Annotated in this window: 16 protein-coding genes and 1 tRNA gene; 8 read left to right on the top strand and 9 right to left on the bottom strand. The window is 71.7% G+C overall.

Annotated elements, in window-relative coordinates; all coding sequences use genetic code 11:
• Positions 1-20: 20 nt before the first annotated feature.
• The 4 genes from HP507_RS06905 to HP507_RS06890 form a co-directional block, all read right to left on the bottom strand.
• The gene (locus HP507_RS06905) at positions 21-899 is read right to left on the bottom strand and encodes an aldo/keto reductase (RefSeq protein ID WP_175351057.1); all 879 of its coding nucleotides are present in this window, start codon (positions 897-899) and stop codon (positions 21-23) included.
• A 22-nt stretch (positions 900-921) separates the two neighbouring features.
• Positions 922-2,169 carry an FAD-dependent oxidoreductase gene (locus HP507_RS06900; protein ID WP_175351056.1) on the bottom strand — a complete coding sequence of 416 codons (1,248 nt, stop codon included), beginning with the start codon at positions 2,167-2,169 and terminating at the stop codon, positions 922-924.
• Positions 2,170-2,269: 100 nt separating this feature from the next.
• On the bottom strand, positions 2,270-2,746 hold the full coding sequence (locus HP507_RS06895; RefSeq protein ID WP_175351055.1) for a DUF6264 family protein: 477 nt from the start codon (positions 2,744-2,746) through the stop codon (positions 2,270-2,272).
• 9 nt (positions 2,747-2,755) lie between these two features.
• Positions 2,756-3,628 (bottom strand): HpcH/HpaI aldolase/citrate lyase family protein, encoded by an 873-nt coding sequence (locus HP507_RS06890; protein WP_175351054.1) that lies wholly within the window; start codon positions 3,626-3,628, stop codon positions 2,756-2,758.
• 130 nt (positions 3,629-3,758) lie between these two features.
• On the opposite strand from HP507_RS06890, the gene HP507_RS06885 reads away from it, so the two are divergent.
• From HP507_RS06885 to HP507_RS06875, 3 genes are all read left to right on the top strand, one after another.
• Positions 3,759-7,577, top strand: a complete 3,819-nt coding sequence (locus HP507_RS06885) for an ATP-binding protein (protein WP_175351053.1) — start codon at positions 3,759-3,761, stop codon at positions 7,575-7,577.
• Positions 7,578-7,645: 68 nt separating this feature from the next.
• On the top strand, positions 7,646-7,876 hold the full coding sequence (locus tag HP507_RS06880; RefSeq protein ID WP_175351052.1) for a hypothetical protein: 231 nt from the start codon (positions 7,646-7,648) through the stop codon (positions 7,874-7,876).
• A gap of 19 nt (positions 7,877-7,895) precedes the next feature.
• Positions 7,896-8,483: a CDP-alcohol phosphatidyltransferase family protein gene (locus HP507_RS06875; protein ID WP_175351051.1), complete on the top strand. Its 588-nt coding sequence runs from the start codon at positions 7,896-7,898 to the stop codon at positions 8,481-8,483.
• A gap of 126 nt (positions 8,484-8,609) precedes the next feature.
• Here HP507_RS06875 and mscL read toward each other — a convergent pair whose 3' ends face one another.
• The 3 genes from mscL to HP507_RS06860 all read right to left on the bottom strand — a co-directional run bounded on the left by mscL (position 8,610) and on the right by HP507_RS06860 (position 10,113).
• Positions 8,610-9,110 carry a large conductance mechanosensitive channel protein MscL gene (gene mscL / locus HP507_RS06870; RefSeq protein WP_175351050.1) on the bottom strand — a complete coding sequence of 167 codons (501 nt, stop codon included), beginning with the start codon at positions 9,108-9,110 and terminating at the stop codon, positions 8,610-8,612.
• A 72-nt stretch (positions 9,111-9,182) separates the two neighbouring features.
• Positions 9,183-9,527: an FmdB family zinc ribbon protein gene (locus HP507_RS06865; protein ID WP_175351049.1), complete on the bottom strand. Its 345-nt coding sequence runs from the start codon at positions 9,525-9,527 to the stop codon at positions 9,183-9,185.
• Position 9,528: 1 nt separating this feature from the next.
• Positions 9,529-10,113 (bottom strand): 5-formyltetrahydrofolate cyclo-ligase, encoded by a 585-nt coding sequence (locus HP507_RS06860; RefSeq protein WP_175351048.1) that lies wholly within the window; start codon positions 10,111-10,113, stop codon positions 9,529-9,531.
• A 154-nt stretch (positions 10,114-10,267) separates the two neighbouring features.
• On the opposite strand from HP507_RS06860, the gene galU reads away from it, so the two are divergent.
• The 4 genes from galU to HP507_RS06840 all read left to right on the top strand — a co-directional run bounded on the left by galU (position 10,268) and on the right by HP507_RS06840 (position 13,328).
• Positions 10,268-11,158 carry a UTP--glucose-1-phosphate uridylyltransferase GalU gene (gene galU, locus HP507_RS06855; protein ID WP_175351047.1) on the top strand — a complete coding sequence of 297 codons (891 nt, stop codon included), beginning with the start codon at positions 10,268-10,270 and terminating at the stop codon, positions 11,156-11,158.
• A 69-nt stretch (positions 11,159-11,227) separates the two neighbouring features.
• A complete protein-coding gene (locus HP507_RS06850) occupies positions 11,228-11,887 on the top strand; it encodes a GNAT family N-acetyltransferase (RefSeq protein ID WP_175351046.1) in 660 nt (219 codons plus the stop codon).
• A 216-nt stretch (positions 11,888-12,103) separates the two neighbouring features.
• Positions 12,104-13,201: a hypothetical protein gene (locus HP507_RS06845; protein WP_175351045.1), complete on the top strand. Its 1,098-nt coding sequence runs from the start codon at positions 12,104-12,106 to the stop codon at positions 13,199-13,201.
• A 51-nt stretch (positions 13,202-13,252) separates the two neighbouring features.
• Positions 13,253-13,328 (top strand) — tRNA-Ala (locus tag HP507_RS06840).
• A gap of 68 nt (positions 13,329-13,396) precedes the next feature.
• Here HP507_RS06840 and HP507_RS06835 read toward each other — a convergent pair.
• Positions 13,397-13,780: a hypothetical protein gene (locus HP507_RS06835; RefSeq protein ID WP_175351044.1), complete on the bottom strand. Its 384-nt coding sequence runs from the start codon at positions 13,778-13,780 to the stop codon at positions 13,397-13,399.
• A gap of 71 nt (positions 13,781-13,851) precedes the next feature.
• On the opposite strand from HP507_RS06835, the gene HP507_RS06825 reads away from it, so the two are divergent.
• Positions 13,852-14,889, top strand: coding sequence for an amidase domain-containing protein (locus tag HP507_RS06825; RefSeq protein WP_254700981.1), 1,038 nt, complete (start codon positions 13,852-13,854; stop codon positions 14,887-14,889).
• Positions 14,890-15,020: 131 nt separating this feature from the next.
• Here the strand turns inward: HP507_RS06825 and HP507_RS06820 are convergent, their stop codons facing one another.
• Positions 15,021-16,220, bottom strand: a complete 1,200-nt coding sequence (locus HP507_RS06820; protein WP_175351043.1) for a hypothetical protein — start codon at positions 16,218-16,220, stop codon at positions 15,021-15,023.
• Positions 16,221-16,251: the final 31 nt, after the last annotated feature.

The following is a 16,251-nucleotide window of genomic DNA, read 5'->3' as shown; positions in this document are numbered from 1 at the left end:
CGCGCGAAGGGACCGCCTCGCTACGCGGCCGCCGGCTGCGACGCGTCCAGGCGGGCCACGTCCTCCGGACGCAGCTTCACGGTGGCGGCCGTCACGGAGTCGAGAATCGACTGCGGGCGGGAGGCACCGGGGATCGGGATGACGACGTCGCTCTTCTGCAGCTCCCACGCCAGCGCGATGACCTGCGGGCTGACGCCGCGGTCCCGGGCGATGTACGCGAAGTCCTCGTACGCGGTGCCGAGGTCCGCGGCGTTCGCGATCCCGCCGAGTGGGCTCCACGGCAGGAACGCGATGCCGAGTTCGTCGCAGAGCTCCAGCTCCGGTTCGCTCGAGCGGAACTTCGGCGAGAACTGGTTCTGCACCGAGGCCAGTCGTCCGTCGAGGACCTCGTTCGCCGTGCGGATCTGGTCGGGGTCGGCGTTCGAGATGCCCGCCATCCGGATGACGCCCTCGTCGAGCAGTTCCGCGAGCGCCCCGACCGAGTCCGCGTAGGGCACGGACGGGTCCGGCCGGTGGAACTGGTACAGCCCGATCGTGTCCACGCCGAGCCGTTTCGCGGAGGCCTTCGCGGCCTCCTTCAGGTACTCCGGCCGACCGTTCTGCGCCCACGGCCCGGGCTCCGGTCGGAGGTGTCCGCCCTTCGTCGCGATGAGGACCTCCGCGGTGTCGCCGTGGTACTCACGCACCGCTCTCGCGATGAGCTCCTCGTTGTGCCCCACCTCGTCGTGGCCGGCGAGGTGGTAGGCGTCGGCGGTGTCGATGAGTGTGACGCCGGCCTCGAGCGCTGCGTGGATCGTCGCGATCGACCGCCGCTCGTCCGGGCGTCCCTCGATCGACATGGGCATCCCGCCCAGACCGATGGCACTGACCGACACGTCTCCGATGACTCGCTGCTTCATGGCCCCAGCATGCGCTCGGCGGTCAGCGTCGCGCCCAGGTGGGGGCGTGCTCCGGCAGCGGGCCGAAGGCGATCCCGCGCGCGTACAGACCGCGCACGGGTGGGACGTACTTCGCGAGGAGGACGGGCACCTTCGGCGGTCCAGCCTGCAGCTCGCCCGCGAACGCCCGCTCGAACACGACGCGGTGCAGCATCGCCTGCGCGGTCTGGATGAGCACCGCCGGGGCCGTCCGCCGTCGCTGCACGGCGGCGAGAGCACCGTTCAGTTCCGCGCCGCCGAGACCGCGCCGCAGCGCCGGCACGAGGATCGCGGCGGTCGCCACGGCGTCCTGCACCGCCAGGTTGATGCCGACGCCGCCCGCCGGGGACATGGCGTGCGCGGCGTCCCCGATGCAGAGCAGGCCCGGACGCCACCACCGCGTCAGCCGGTCCATGCGGACGTCCAGTACGTGCACGTCGTCCATCGAGCCGATCGCGTCGACACGGTCCGCGAAGTCCGGTCGGAGCCGGGCGATGCGCTCGCGGAAGGACGACACCCCCTCGGCGCGCAGTGCGGCGTCCGAGCCCTTCGGGGCGAAGTACGCCACCTGGTGGTAGTCCGGTCGCGGGAAGCTCAGCACGACGTCCGTGCCGGAGAAGGCCGGGACGAGGGCGGTGGCGGCGTCGCCGGCCTCACGGGGGAGCCGGAACCACCACGTGTCGAACGGCACCGGGAACGAGCGCGACCGGAGTCCCGCGGCGGCACGGAGCACGGAATCGCGGCCGTCGCAGGCGATCACCACGTCGGCGCGGAGTTCCTCGGGCTCGCCGTCGCGGTGGTACGGCCGGAGGTGCACGCCCGTGACGACCCCGTTCTCCTCGATCGTCCCGGTCGCCGCGAGGCCCATCGAGATCGTGAACGACGGCTCCTCGCGCGCGGCGGTCACGAGCATGTCGAGCAGGTCCCACTGCGGCACCATCGCGACGTGGTCGTACGGCGGGCGGAGTCGGGAGAAGTCCCCGAGGAGCGTGCGGGAGCCGTCCGGCCCGGGCAGGGAGAAGTCGTCGAGCCGCGACTGCGGAAGCGCACGGAACCGGTCACCGAGACCGAGTTCGTCGAGCAGTCGGATCGTCGAGGCGTGCACGGTGTCGCCGCGGAAGTCCCGGTTGAAGTCGTCGTGCTTCTCGACCACGCGCACCGCGACGCCGGCGCGGGCGAGCAGCAGGCCGAGGACCACCCCCGCGGGGCCGCCGCCGACCACCGCGACGGTCGTGCGTGAGATCGTCACCATGGCCCGGACCCTACGCGGGTCGGACGGGAGGCGCGGTTCGGGCCCGCCCCGCGCCTCCCGTCCGCCGCGGGTCGCGTCTGCCACGAGGACGGAGCGCGCGTCAGGCGGTCGATGAGACCGACGACGATCCCGAGGCGCTGTCCGCAGCGCCGGCGAAGACGACGCCGCCCCACGTGATGACGACGATCGCGAGGACGAAGCCCACCGCAGCGATCCACCACGACGACCTCCGCCGGATCCACGCGCCGATCGCGAGGACGAGCGTCGCGACCCCGATCACGAACGAGCCGCCGACCGCGATCGCCGTCCCGCCGATGTACGCGCCCGGCGAGCAGCCCGTGGCGGTGTCGCACGAAGCGGTGGCGGAGATGACGGCGATGATGCCGACGACGGCGGTGACGATCGTCATCACGGCGCCGAACGCCAGGAGCAGCACGGTCGAGATCCGGTCCGCGAGCTTCCCGGGCGGGAACAGCGTCGTGCCGCCGCGCTCCCACGCGGCGCGCTGCGCATCCGAGGGGCCGGGGCCGGAGGGCGAGGACTGCGGCGGACCGCCGGGGACGTTCGACCAGGTCATGGTGCAGTCCTACCGCGCCTCGACACCGAACGCCTGGGCGAGGCGCTGGATCTTCTGCGCACGGCCGAGCCGGGGCAGGTCGGACCCGTCGCGGATGACCCTCCCCCGGGCTTCGAAGTCGTCGAGGAAGTCCTGCGCCCAGGCGACGTCGGTCGGGGTGGGGGAGATGACCTCGTTGATGACGGGCAGCTGCTCGGTGTCGAGGCACAGCTTGCCGGTGAGGCCGAGGGACACCGCGACCTGCGACTGCTCGCGGAGGATCGGGTGGGACGACCCGACCGTGGGACCGTCGATCGGCCCGGGCAGGTCGCCCACACGGGACGCCACCACGAGCTTCGAGCGCGGGTACGCCATCGCCAGGGTGTCGGCGGAGGTGCCGGTGTCGCGGCGGTAGTCGCCCGAGCCGAACGCCAGCCGGAACGCCCCCTGCGCCTTCGCGATCGACGTCGCCTCCTCGATGCCGACCGCCGATTCGACGAGGGCGATCACCGGGGTGTGGCCGCCGAGCCGGTGCCACGTGTCGGTGACCTGCGCGGGCGACTCGGTCTTCGCGAGCATGACGCCCTGCAGCCCGGGCAGGCCGCGGAGCTCCTCGACGTCGTCCGCCCAGAACTCCGTCGTGACGTCGTTGATCCGTACCCAGGCCTCGCCGCCCCCGGCCAGCCAGGACGCCACGGTGTTCCTGGCACCGGGCTTCGCGGCCGGGTCGACCGCGTCCTCGATGTCCAGGATGATCTGGTCGGCGCGGGACCGCTGCGCTCGCTCGAACCGGTCCGCGGCCGTGCCGGCGACGAGCAGCCAGGACCGCGAGATCTCCGCGGGGACCGATCGGCGCCGGTTCGGCGCAGGGGTGGGCGGAGCGGTGCGGTCGTCGATGGCCATGCCCTGTTGGTACCACATCGGGTGCCCGCGGATCGCATCGGCCCGGCCCGGAAACCCCGAAACCTCGGTTCATTGCCAGAGAGCCGGCCCGCTTCCGCCTACAGTGTCGGATGTGTGGCGAGCGGACAGGGTGACCGACGGCGAGGACGACGTGAACGACGACGTCCCCGTCGAGGGCGCCGACGCGCCCGCAGACGACCAGCGGGGGAACCAGGAAGAGACCGTCGTGACGGACGAACCCGACCGCACCCTGCGCCCGGAACTGCAGCTCACGAGTCCGCAGGCGATCAGCCTCGGTGATCCGCGCCTCCAGGCCGGCAACGCCGCTGAGCCGGCCTGGGACGTCTGGCGCAAGCAGCTGACCGGCGTGGGCGGCACGAGCCCGCTGACCCACTTCGCCGACCACCCGCGTGCCCGCATCGAGCTCTCGACGACGCACCCGGGCGGCCTCGCCCAGTTCATCACCGGCAAGACGACCCTGCTGTCGAGCCTCATCCGCGACGAGGTGGCGCTCCGCGCCGCCCGGATCGCGGCGGCCCACGTCGAGGCGAAGGGCACCGAGCTCGCCACCGTGCGCGGCATCGACGCCGTGAAGCTCGGCATCGGCATGGCCGACTGGGAGCACGGCGACGAGCACTTCCGCGGTCCGGTGCTCCTCCGTCCGCTGGCGATCCGCCGGCACGGCCGGGACTTCGAGGTCCGTCTGCTCGGCGAACCCGTGCTGAACCCGGGGCTCGCCGACGCCCTCCACGAGCAGTTCGGTGTCATCCTCGACGCCCAGTCGTTCGTCGCGCTCGCGCAGCAGGACGGCTCGTTCACCCCGAACCCGGTGATCGACCGGCTCCGTGGCCTGACCGCGCACATCCCCGGCTTCTCGGTGCACGCGCGGCTCGTGGTGTCCACGTTCGCCGAGGTCGCGACCGGCATGGTCGAGGACACGCAGGACCTCGCGCACCCGGTGCTCGACGCCCTCGCCGGCAACCCGAGCGCGAAGTGGCAGGTCGAGCAGTCGTACCACCCGGTCGAGCAGACCCCGTCGGACGAACGCAGCCCGGAGACGGACACGCTCCTGCTCGACGCCGACGACGAGCAGGAGAACGTGATCGCCCAGATCACGGCCGGCAACTCGATCGTCGTGAAGACCCTCCCGGGCACCGGCGGTACGCAGACCATCGTGAACGCGCTCGGCGGTCTCGTCGCCGCGAACAAGCGCGTCCTCGTGGTGAGCCCCCGCCGGGCCACCCTGCGCGGCATCGCGGCCCGTTTCGCCGAGGTGCAGCTGCCCGGTGTCGCCGTGACCCCGTCGACGCTCCGCCGTGACGTCGTACGTGCGATCGCCCGCAACGAGAAGGCCTCCCGTCCGAACCTCCGCGAGGTCGACGACGCGTTGGTCCGGCTCCGCAAGGTGCTCAAGGACTACCGCGGTTCGCTGACCCGCGTCGACCCGGACTTCCGCGTCTCGGTGCTCGACTGCCTGGTCGAGCTGTCGCGCCTGTCGCTGCTGCCCGTCCCGCCGTCGACGACCGCCCGACTGTCGAAGACCTCGGTGACGAGCATGGTGGAGGGGCGCTCCCGCGTCGCCGAGACGATGGTCAGCGCCGCGAACCTCGGCGAGTTCCGCTACGGCCCCGACGACTCGCCCTGGTACGGCGCGAAGTTCTCCTCGAGCGACGGCGCACAACGCGCCCACAAGATCGCGAAGGACCTCGACGCCGACGCCCTGCCGACGCTGCTCCGTCGGGCCCACGACCTCGTGGCGACGACGCACATGCGGCAGTTCACGACGATCAACGAGCTGGGCATCTACCTGCGACTGCTCACCGAGATCCGGGACACGCTCGACCGCTTCCTGCCGGTCGTGTTCGACCGCTCGGTGTCCGAGCTCGTGGCCGCCACCGCACCCCGCGGCGAGGGCGCACCGATGTCGTCGACGAACCGCCGTCGGCTGAAGAAGCTCGCGCGGGAGTACGTCCGCCCGGGCGTGCACGTGTCCGACCTGCACGAGGCGCTCACCCGCGTGCAGCAGCAGCGCGTGCTCTGGCAGCGCTACGTCGCAGCCGGTGTGAACCCCGAGGTGCCCACGGGCATCGCCGACGTGCAGGTGCTGTTCTCGAACGTGGTCGAGGACCTCGCGCGCCTCGACGAGCCGCTGGGCCGCACCGCACGCGAGACCCAGCTGGCGAACGTGCCGATCGACGAGCTCGTCCCGACGATCGCGCGCCTGGCCGAGGACTCGGACGTCCTGCACAACCTGCAGGAGCGCACCGAGCTCATGCAGACCCTCCGCGACCTGCAGCTCGAACCGCTCATCACCGACCTGGCGAACCGGCACGTTCCGGACACGCACGTCCCCGCCGAGCTCGAGCTCGCGTGGTGGCAGTCCGCGCTCGAGACGATGCTCGAGTCCGACCGGGCCCTGCTCGGCGCGAACACGGACATGCTCGACCGGGTCGAGGCCGACTTCCGGCTCGTCGACGACGCGCACGCGGCCGGGGTCTCGCAGGGCCTGGCGTGGCAGCTCGCCGAGAACTGGAAGGTCGGGCTCGTCGACTGGCCGGACGAGGCCACGGCGCTCAAGACGCAGCTGAAGGAGGGTGCGATCACCTCGCGCCTCCTGCAGGACTCCGCGCCGCACCTGTCCCGGTCGATCGCGCCCGTGTGGCTCGCGAGCCCGTACGAGGTGTCGCAGATCGCCGACACGATGCCGTTCGACACGGTGATCCTCGTCGACGCCGGTGCCGTCACGATCGCCGAGACCGTCGGCGCCGTCCGCCGCGCCCGCCAGACCGTCGTGTTCGGCGACCCGGTCACCCAGACGCCGTCGCCGTTCCGGATCGCCGTGGACCCGGCGCACCGCGCACTGCAGGTCGACGAGGAGACCCTCGACGCCTTCCACGCCGACTCCGCGCTCGCGAAGCTGTCGACGCTGCTGCCGACCCTCTCGCTCACCCGGTCGTACCGTGCCGGCGGCGAGGACCTCGCCGAGCTCGTCAACCGTCGCTTCTACGGCGGCCGCATCGAGTCGCTGCCGTGGGCCGGTTCGTTCCTCGGGCACGGCTCGATCGCGCTCGACTACGTCAGCGACGGCAAGGCCGTGCCGGACCCGGAGTCCGGTGCCGTCGAGAGCGTGGACGCCGAGGTGGACCGCGTCGTCCGGATCGTCATGGACCACGCACGCACCCGTCCGACCGAGTCGCTCATGGTCATCACCGCGTCGGCGAAGCACGCCGTGCGCGTCGAGCAGGCCGTCCTCACGGCGGCGCAGGGGCACAAGGACCTCACCGAGTTCGTCATCGGCGACCGCGCGGAGCCGTTCATCGTCGCCACGCTCGAGCAGTCCGTCGCCCAGAGCCGCGACCGCGTCGTGTTCTCGATCGGGTACGGCCGGACCCCGCACGGTCGCGTGCTGCGCGACTTCGGTCCGCTCGGCAAGCCCGGCGGGGAGCGGCTGCTCGCGGTCGCGATGACCCGCGCCCGCCGCTCGATGGTCATCGTCACCTGCTTCCAGCCGTCGGACATCGAGGCCGAGCGGATGGGCCACGGCACCGTCGCGCTCGCGGAGATCCTCGCCGAGGTCCGCGCCCGTACCACCGCCGAGTACGTCCCGGACGACTCCGACCCGCTGCTCGTGGACCTCGCCCGCCGACTCGAGATGCGCGGCATCCCGGTCGCGCTCGGCCACCGCGGCAAGCTCGGGCTCGTCGCGGCGCACGGCGGGGTCTGCGTCACGATCGAGACGGACGCGTCGCTCGTGAAGGGGTCGCTGCGCGAGTCGCTGCGGCTCCGGCCCGAGGTGCTCCGCCGACTCGGGTGGCACTACGTGCGCGTGCACGCGTTCCAGCTGTTCTCGGACCCGGACCGTGTCGCGAACACCGTCGCCGCGGTGCTCGGCGTCGACCGCGGCGCCACGCAGGAGATCTCGATCCCGCCGATCCCCGCACGTCGGTGAACGAACGGGCGCGGGGTAGGCGGGCCTCCCGGCCCGCCGGTCCGGTGACGCCCGGCACCGACCAGCTGGTGGGCACCTGGACGCGGGCCGACGACGCGTCGTCAGCCGCGCCTCCCGTCCGTGCAGCGTCTGACGGCGGCGCGACGGACGAGCGGCCAGGAGGCACGGCCCCCCGCCGCAGGCGCGTCACCACCCAGCCGGTGCCGGGCTACGACCCGGCCGCGCCCGCGGAGCCCGCGCGGCACCGCGACGGCGAGAACGACGACCAGCTCCGGCGCGACGTCCCGCCGCACTGGTGAGCCGGTAGCCTTGCCTGCGATGACTGACACCGCCCGGGAGCGCCCCGACTGGCAGACCTGGCCGAACCTGATCACGCTGTTCCGGTTCGTGCTGATCCCGGTGTTCGTCTGGCTCGTCGTGGCGCATCACCCGGGCTGGGCGCTGGTGTCCCTCGTCGTGCTCGGCGTGAGCGACTGGGCGGACGGCTTCATCGCGCGGAAGTTCGACCAGGGCTCGGAGCTCGGCAAGGCCCTCGACCCCGTGGCCGACCGGCTCGCGATCATCGCGATCGTGCTGTCCCTCGTGCTCACCGGGCTGCTGCCGTGGTGGGTCGTGGCGGTCGTGGTGCTGGTCGACCTGGTGCTCGTCGTGCTCTCGAGCGTGCTGTTCCACGGCAACCCGGACCTCGACGTCACGTGGACGGGCAAGATCCGCTCGGCGCTGCTGTTCGTCGGGCTGCCGGTGCTGCTGTTCTCCGCCGTCCACACGGTGGACGAGCACGCGCCGTGGGTCCGTGTCGTCGCCCTCGTGTTCGTGTACCTCGGGACCGTGGGTCACGCGCTGGCGGGCGTCCAGTACGCGGTCGCCATGTTCCGCAAGCGCCGCGCGGTGACCGCCGCCCGCTAAAGGCGGCCCGTCGCGGCCCGTCCGTCGGGCCTGCCCGGTAAGCAAAACACCGGTGCTCGTCGTTCGCACCGCGGCATGCCGCGGTGCGAACGACGAACACCGGTGTCTCGCGCGGGGACGACGCCGCTAGAGCTTCGTCGAGCCGCCGATGCCCGGGCCCTCGGGAGCGTTCGACGGCGCCACGTGCGCGCCACCACCGGTGTCCGACGGGCCGCCGTTCTGGGAGCGGAGGAGGTCGCGGATCTCGAGCAGCACCTCGACGTCGGTCGGCGGGACGTCCTGCGGCGTCTGTTCCTCGTCGTTCTTCACCCGCTCGAACGCCAACTTCTTGAGGTGGTTCACGGGGAGCACGAGCGCGAAGTACACGACGGCGGCGACGATGACGAAGTTGAGCGCGGCGCCGATGATCGCGCCGAAGAGCAGCTTCGCGTGGTCGCCGTCGACGGTCGGGATCTCGACGATGAGCGCCTTGTCGAGGCTGGAGGCGTTGAAGACCGCGCCGATCAACGGGTTGATCAGGCTGGTGACGATCGCGGTCACGATCGCGGTGAACGCAGCACCGATGACGACTGCCACGGCCAGATCGATGACGTTGCCGCGGAGCAGGAACTCCTTGAAGCCCTTCACGGGACTCCTTCCGGGTCGAGGACGGCCGCCGGTCGGCGACGCCACAAACCTACCGAGGAGTGCGGCGGCCGGTCAGGACGCGGCGGGCTTCGAGGCGCTGGGCTTCGACCCGGACTTGGCGGCCGACCCGGTCGAGCCGGTCGACCCTGCCGATCCGGACGACGAGGACCCGGCGGACGACGACGACCCGGACGACGACGACCCGGACGACGATCCGGACGAGTCCGACGTCTTCGGCGCCGGCCGTGAGTCGGTGCGGTAGAACCCGCCGCCGTTGAAGGTCACCCCGACCGGCGAGAAGACCTTGCGCAGCACGCCGCCGCACGCCGGGCACTCGGTGAGCGTTGCGTCGGAGAACGACTGCTTGATGTCGAAGGCGTTGCCGCACTCGGTGCAGCGGTACGAGTAGGTGGGCACCCTAGCTCCGGAAGGTGATGATGCGCGACGGCGTGATGATGCCGTCGACGGGTTCGTCGTGGGGTTCGCGCGGGACCTCGTCGAGGTACTCCGAGTCGAAGATCACAGCATAGACGGGCGGGCGGTTCGCCATCGACCCGAGGGTCTTGTCGTAGTAGCCGCGGCCCCACCCCATCCGGACCCCGTCGTGCCCGACGGCTGCGGCGGGGGCGAGGATGGCGTCGACGTCGTTGATCGCGAGCGGGGAGAGCACCTCGCCGACCACCTCGGGCATGCCAGCGAGGCCCTCGGTCTCGGACGAGCCGTCGCCGACCGCCCAGTCGAGCAGTCCGTCCTCACGGGTGATCGGCAGCAGGACACGGACGTGGTGCTCGAACGCCCAGTCGAGGAAGGGTCGGACGTTCGGCTCGTCCGGGGCGGAGAGGTACAGCGCGATCGACCGGACCTGCCGCTCCTCGGCGAAGCGCTGGAGGGTCGCGGTGAGCGCCTCGGTGTCGGCATCGCGTTCGGTCGTGGTCCGGGTGCGCCGCCGCTGCCGGAGCTCGGCTCGCAGGGCGCGCTTCTCGTTCCCGAGATCGGCGATCATGCCGAGGAGTCTAACGAGCGCGCTGACAGCGGCCCCGAGCGCGCTGCTCGGGCCCCTGAGCGGTGCGCTGCGGCTTTCCGTCACATCGCGTCCTCATCCCGTGTCCTCGCTTCGTTTACGTCCCCGTAATGGGGGCATCCGATACGGTCGAGGTATGGGCTTCCAGATTTCCAAGGCGGTGATCCCAGCGGCAGGGCTGGGCACCCGCTTCCTCCCCGCGACCAAGGCGATGCCGAAGGAGATGCTCCCCGTCGTCGACAAGCCGGCCATCCAGTACGTGGTGGAAGAGGCTGTCGGCGCAGGACTCACCGACGTGCTGATGATCACGGGCCGCAACAAGAACGCGCTCGAGAACCATTTCGACCACGTGTCCGAGCTCGAGGAGACCCTGAAGAAGAAGGGCGACCACGAGAAGCTGCAGAAGGTGAACCAGTCGACGGACCTCGCCGACATGCACTACGTCCGGCAGGGCGACCCGCTGGGCCTCGGCCACGCGGTGCTCCGCGCGAAGATGCACGTCGGTCGCGAGCCGTTCGCCGTGCTCCTCGGTGACGACATCATCGACGCCCGCGACCCGCTGCTGCAGCGCATGATCGAGGTCCAGGGCGAGAAGAACGCCACCGTCGTGGCACTGCTCGAGGTCCCCGCGTCGCAGACGCACCTCTACGGCATCGCCACGGTCGAGGAGACCGACACCGACGACGTCGTGAAGATCACCGGCCTCGTCGAGAAGCCGGCCCAGGGCGAGGCGCCCTCGAACCTGGCGATCATCGGCCGCTACGTCATCCGCCCCGAGGTCTTCGACGTCCTGGAGAAGCAGGAGCCGGGCAAGGGCGGCGAGATCCAGCTGACCGACGCGCTCATGAAGATGGCGAGCGCCGAGGAGTGGACCGGCGGCGTGTACGGCGTCGTGTTCCGTGGACGTCGGTACGACACCGGTGACAAACTCGACTACATCAAGGCGATCGTCCAGCTCGCCTCGGACCGCGAGGACCTCGGGCCCGACCTCAAGTCGTGGCTGAAGGAGTTCAACGCGGGCGAATAGTCGACCCGTCGCCGAACGGGTCCGGGGACGTCCCCGGGCCCGTTCGACGCATCCGGAGGAACCAGCGCGATGACGACGATCCCGACCCTGTCCCACGGGCGGGTCACCATCCGGCCCCTCCGCCTCCGCGACACCCGCGACCTCGACGTCGCCCTCGCGACGAACCGTTCGTGGCTCCGCACGTGGGAGGCCACGAGCCCCTCCGGACACGTCTCCACCGACGTCCGGGGCAGCATCCGCGCGCTCCAGGCCAACGCCCGCGCGGGACTCGGACTCCCGTTCGCGATGGAGCTCGACGGCCGCTTCGTCGGGCAGCTCAACGTCTCCGGTATCACGTACGGCTCCCTCGCGAGCGCCTCGATCGGGTACTGGGTCGTCGAGGACGCGGCCGGCCACAACGTCACGCCGATCGCCGTCGCGATGGCCGTGGACCACTGCTTCCGGGTCGTCGGCATCCACCGGATCGAGATCTGCATCCGTCCGGAGAACGCCCCCTCGTTGCGCGTGGTCGAGAAGCTCGGCTTCCGGTACGAGGGACTACGTCGTCGGTACATCCACATCAACGGCGACTGGCGGGACCACTTCTGCTTCGCGCTCGTCGCCGAGGAGGTCCGCGAGGGCGTCCTCGAACGCTGGGTCCGCGGCCAGGTGCCGCCCGGCGCCGGCAGCGTCCCGCTGGCGGCCCGCGACGAGGCGGCACTGCCGCTCCACACAACCCCCCGCGTCTGACCCCGCCCACCCCCACCCCTCCCGCAAAACGCAACGTGGGCGGTTGCTCGCAGCGAGATACCGCTGCGAGCAACCGCCGAGGTTGCGTTTTGCGAGCGGGCGGGTGGTGGTGGGCGGACGGGAGGCGCGGCTCGCCCCCGGTGAATTCGTCACGACACGCGCAACACGCGTCCGGCAATCACCTGCCAGGTGAACCGCCACCCCTACCGTGTCCACATGGCAGGTATCGGCTCCTGGGGCGGCGGCATCGTCCTGCTCGTCGCGGCCGTGCTCTGGCTCGTGTACCTCATGCCGTCCTGGGCGGCCCGACGCCAGTACCTCGCCACCGAGCGGAACGCGATCCGCCTGCAGCAGACGCTCCGGATCCTCGCGCAGACCGCCGAGCTCCCGGACGAGGTCCGCATCGAGATGAACGCCAAGTCCCTCGCCGAGGCGCAGCGTGTCGCGAGGTCGGAAGAGGCCAAGCGCACCGCGATCGTCCGCGCGCACGAAGCCGCCCGTCAGCGGGAGATCACCCGGCGACTCGCCGAGCAGGCCCCCGTGCTCGAGCGCGCCTCCTCGGTCCCCGCCCTCACCGCGATGCGCATGCGGCGGTCCCGGCTCGGGGCGACCCTGCTCGGCACCGCCGGCGTCGTGGTCGCGGTCGTCGTGTTCGCCGCCGCCCCGGCCGCGTGGTTGGTCGGGGTCGCCGGACTCGTCGTCGCCGGCGGATCCGCCGCCGTCCTCGCGCAGCTGCACCAGGTCGCGAAGGCACGGAAGGCGCGGACCGCGACGGTCGTGCCGGAGGCGAGCCGTGCCTCCAGGCCGACGCACCAGTGGACGGACCCGGCGCCGCCGCTGTCGAGCGAGCAGCCCGCCGAACCCGCGCGCGACCGGACCTGGACGCCGAACTCGGTGCCGAAGCCGCTCTACGTGGAGCGTCCGGCTGCTCCCGCTGCCGCGCCGGAGTCCGCAGCCGAGCTCGCTGCCCGGCTGAAGGAGCGCGTGGCGGAAGCCAAGGCGGAGGCGGAGGCCGAGGCCGCCGCGATCCGCGCTGCCGAGGCCGATCCGTCGCTCGCCCGTGTCTCGCGGATGCGGCCCGACGTCGAGGAGGCGGTCGCGTCGCTCTCCGCGCACGACCAGGGGCGCCTGGCTGAGCGACTCGGTCTGCGTGCTCCGGCGCCTGCGTCTGCTGCCCCCACCGCTCCCGCGGCCGAACCGGTCGCCGAGACGCCCGCGCCGCCGAGCAAGTGGGCGGGCATGGGCGTCCTCGGCGACGATGCGTACCAGCAGGCCGACCTCGACGCGATCATGCGTCGTCGCCGCGCCGTCTGATTCCCCGATTTCAGGTCGGGCCGACCTGGGTGCTAGGGTTGACGAGTCCTTGGGGCTATGGCGCAGTTGGTAGCGCGTCTCGTTCGCAATGAGAAGGTCAGGGGTTCGAATCCCCTTAGCTCCACCAAGACAGAAGGCCACCCGCTCGGGTGGCCTTCGTCGTTTCCGGCGGCGCTCCCGCCCGGCAGCCCGGCGTCAGCCGGGAATGCTCTCCGTCAGCACGCCGGCCTGCGCGAGGTCGGTGTGGATCGCGTTCGCCGCCTGCTCGAACGCACGGTTGCCGCGTGAGACGCCGAGTGCGCCTCCCTTGAGCGCTGACGTACCGGCGCCCCGGAGCAGCCGCGCGACCGTCCGGCCGTCGGACGCGACCATGATCTGCACGTCGAGCCGGGTGTGGAAGGTGCGGTCGTTCGCCAGGCCGCCGATGAGCAGCGTGAGCCCCATGCTGCCGCGGGTCGCGCGGAGGGCTCCCTGCTCGCCGTCCTCGACGGTGTAGCCCTCTCGGACGAGGGCACCGCGGACTCGGGCGCGGACGGATCCGGGGTCGGCTGCGACGAAGAAGTCGTGGCTCTCGGGCATCGGGTCTGATCCTCTCGACGGTGGTTCCTGCCAGTGATCCTGCCGCGTCGTCGCCTACCCTGGGAAGCACCATGACTGCTTCGCTCACGCGCCGATCCCTGCTCTCGCTCGCCGGGGTGACCGGCATCGGGCTGGCGGTCGCGGCGTGCTCATCGGGCGACGGTGGGGTCGACAAGGGTTCGGGCGGGTCCGGCCGCGCCACGGCAGGGGGTGGCGCTTCCGCGAAGCCCGTCGCGACGTCCCTCAGCCCTGCTCGGGTCCCGCTCGCGGGCGGTGTGACGATCACCGTCGCCGGCGGCGGGCTGGCCGCCGTCAAGGGCGTCACCGTGGGCGGGGTCGCCGCTCGGGACGTACGGGCGACCGCGACGAAGGTGACCTTCACGGCACCGCACCAGGCGATGTACACGGCGGGGAGTGCCGACGTGGCGCTCTTCACCGATGCGATCGAGTCTTCGCCGTCTGCGAACCAGTCGTCGGACGGCAACGGCAGCGCCGCGAACGACGGGCAGGCGGGCGCGACGCAGGACGGTGCCACCGCGACGCCCACGCCGACGGCTTCGCCGGTGCCGGACGTCGGCTCCGCGATCGCGACGACGACCCTGGCCTACGCGGCGCTCACGGACGTGGACCGTCAGCTCGAGTACGCGATGGCGCACTGGAAGGACTACAACACCGCCGAGTACGGGACGATGAACCCGATCGGCGGCGACTGCGCGAACTACGTCAGTCAGACGCTCATCGCCCGGGGGTGGAAGCAGCGCTCCGACTGGTACAACCGGGACGCCGGCGCCGCGCACTCGGCGACGTGGACGTACTGCCCCACGATGGACCCCTGGCTGACGGCGAACGCAGCGGAGTTCGGGCTCACCCGGCGATCCCTCGACGAGCGCGACAAGGTCAAGGTCGGCGACATCGTGTTCTACGACTGGAACGACAACGACTCGCCGGACCACACCACGATCGTGTCCGAGGTGTTCACGGAGCCGGACGGCACGATCCGCATCAAGTCGGCGAGCCACAACCAGGACGGGCCGTACCGCGACCTCGACGAGATGATCACCGTGCAGCACCCGGGCGGCACGGCCTGGTTCCACACGTTCGACGCGTAGCGCGCTCCGCACCACACCGGTTCCCGTCCGTGACACCGCGGAATGCGCGTGTGCGATCGACGAACACCGGTGCTCAGCGGTCCCCGGCGCCGCGCGCCGCGCGGCCCGCGGCACGCGGCAGGCGGCACGCGTCAGGGGTACCCGAGGAACCAGAGCAGCACGATCGCGACCGGCTGCAGGCACACCCCGACGATCAGCCACGTCACCGCACGACGCCGGGTCCGCACGAACACGTCCGACCCGAGCAGCGGCGCCATCGGCATCAGCAGCCGCGGCAGGCTCTGCTGCGGCAGGAACACCGCGACGAGGTACAGCGCGTACGACGCCGTGAACGACAGCACGTCGACGCCCAGCGCCCGCACGGACGGACGGGTCCAGAACCACACCGCGCCGGCGAGTACGGCCACCACGAGCACGATCCCGAGCGGCCCGAGCCACGTCCCCGCCATCGTGAACCACGGCGTGAGCGGCGCGAAGTGCTGCCGTCCGACGAAGCCGACCCACCAGGACAGCTCGGTGTCGAGGTACGCGTTCGGCCGGCCGGTCACCGCGGAGGCGATCACCGGCCACGCCAGCCCCGCCCCCGCGACGACGAGCCCCGACACGACGATCGCGATCGTGTCCTTCACGGGGAGCGAACGCCGATCCTGCACCCACCGCACGACGAGGTGGACCGCGAGTGCGACCGCCAGCGCCAGCACCCCCGGCTTCGTGAACGCCGCGACGACCCCGAGCGGCGCCACCAGCCAGTACCGCCGACGCACGAGGGCCAGCAGCGCTCCGAAGAGCAGCAGCAGGAACGTGCTCTCGGCGTAGGCGACCTGCAGCAGGAAGGAGGTGGGTCCGAACGCGAACAGCGCGGTCGCCCATCGCGCCCGGTGCGAGCACCCCACCGCGAGGACCAGCCGGTACAGCAGGACGCACGCCCCGGCCCCGGCGAGCGTCGCGACGAGGAACCCGGCGACCCAGAACGAGCCACCCGTGAGCGGCATCGCAGCCCGCACGAGCGTGGGGAACACGGGCAGGAACGCCCACGCGTTCGGCGCCACGTGCCCGGCGTCGTCGAGGGGCAGCGTCGTCGGGTACCCGTGCTCCGCGATGATCCGGTAGAAGGACGCGTCCCACGATCCCGAGAACGTGAAGAACGACGGGTCGCGTCGGTACGACGCGAACGGCCAGCCGTTGGTCGTCGCCACGACGTAGACCGTCGCGAGCAAGGCCGTGCTGACCAGACGTGAAGCCAGCCACAGGAGCAGGGGAGTGGTCCACCCGCTGTGGCGCGCCTCCAGGGCCGGCCTGGAGGCGCGGGTCGTCTCCGCAACGCTGGTCACCCGACCGATCCTCGCACGCTCCCGCAAAACG

This window comes from Curtobacterium pusillum (genome assembly GCF_013359865.1).
Lineage (GTDB): Bacteria > Actinomycetota > Actinomycetes > Actinomycetales > Microbacteriaceae > Curtobacterium > Curtobacterium pusillum.
Note: the sequence above shows the minus strand (reverse complement) of the source record. Positions and strands in the feature narration are given on the sequence as shown.